Genomic DNA, 1,332 nt, shown 5'->3' with positions numbered 1-1,332 from the left:
ACCGGGCGCGGCTCGCGGACCTGCCGGAGGTGACGCCGCCGCCCGAGCCGATGGGCTCGCGCAGCAACTGGCAGAGCTTCTGCATCCGCCTGCCGGAGACGGCCGATCAGGGCGTCGTGATGCAGGCGATGCTCGATCAGGGCATCGCCACCCGCCGGGGCATCATGTGCGCCCACCTGGAGCCGCCCTACGCCGAGGCGCCCCGGCGCTTCGCCTTGCCGGAATCCGAGCGGGCGCGCGACCACGCGATCCTCCTGCCGCTCTACGCCGGCATGGACGACGCGATGCAGGACCAGGTCGTCGCCGGCCTGCGCGCCGCCCTGCGATGATCCCCGGGCCGGTCAAGAGCCTCGCCCGCACCGTGGGGCTCACCCGTCCGCGGTTCGCGGTCGCCCGGATGGCCTACGAACGCACCACCCTGGCGGTCGCCGGGACGCGCCGTGAGCGGCCGGGCGGGCGCATCCTCTGCTATCATTCGATCGGGCAGCCCGAATGCGGCGTCAACGACGTCACACCCGAGCGCTTCCGGCACCAGATCGAGCTGGCCCTGCGCCTCGGCTACCGCTTCGTGCCGGCCGCCGCCATCGCCGAGGGAAGCGGTGAACCCTGTGACCTCGCGATCACCTTCGACGACGGCTGGCGCAGCGTGCTCGACGCCGCGGAGCCGATCCTGCGGGATCACGGGATTCCGTGGACGCTGTTCGTCGTCTCCGGCTGGCTCGACCGGCCGGGGACCGGCCCGCGCGGAATCCTGGGCTGGCGCGAGGTCGAGGCCCTGGCCTCGGCCGGCGTCGAGATCGGCAGCCATTCCGTCACCCATCCGAATTTCGGGGGCCTCGGCGCCGAGCGGGCGGCCGAGGAGCTCGACGGCTCGCGCCGGGCGATCGCGGCCCGGCTCGGCATCCGGCCCGACAGCTTCGCGATCCCGCTGGGGCAGTCGGCGAACTGGACACCGGCGGCCGCCCGCGCCGCCCAGCAGGCCGGCTACCGGATCGTCTACGCGCAGGCCGTGGAGACGCGGCCGCTCGGCACCATCGGGCGCAACTTCGTCACGCATTTCGACAACGACCTGGTCTTCGGGGCCCTCCTGAACGGCGTCTACGACGCCTGGGAAGAATGGACATGATGCAGCCCGCGCCCCGCGCCACGGTTTCCGTGGTGGTCCCCACCTGCAACCGGCCCGCCCTGCTGCGCGAGGCCCTGGCGAGCATCCGCGCCCTGGAGGCGCCCGATCTCGCCTTCGAGATCATCGTGGGCGACAACGGTCAGCTGGGTCCGGCCGCCGAGGTCGCCGCCGCGTTCGGCGCCCTCCACGTGCCGGTCGCGCGCGCC

At 73.6% G+C, this 1,332-nt stretch carries 3 protein-coding genes; all 3 read left to right on the top strand.

Features of this window, described 5'->3' with window-relative positions; all coding sequences use genetic code 11:
* Positions 1-329 (top strand): DegT/DnrJ/EryC1/StrS family aminotransferase (locus FV228_RS29960; protein WP_187277978.1); only part of this gene is annotated, 329 nt, incomplete at its 5' end.
* Positions 326-1,126, top strand: coding sequence for a polysaccharide deacetylase family protein (locus FV228_RS29955; protein WP_147857753.1), 801 nt, complete (start codon positions 326-328; stop codon positions 1,124-1,126). The genes FV228_RS29960 and FV228_RS29955, both read left to right, overlap by 4 nt.
* On the top strand, positions 1,123-1,332 hold a 210-nt coding region (locus tag FV228_RS29950; protein ID WP_147857752.1), incomplete at its 3' end, for a glycosyltransferase. The genes FV228_RS29955 and FV228_RS29950, both read left to right, overlap by 4 nt.

The organism is Methylobacterium sp. WL18, assembly GCF_008040015.1.
Lineage (GTDB): Bacteria > Pseudomonadota > Alphaproteobacteria > Rhizobiales > Beijerinckiaceae > Methylobacterium > Methylobacterium mesophilicum.
This window is presented reverse-complemented; position numbering and strand designations above follow the sequence as displayed.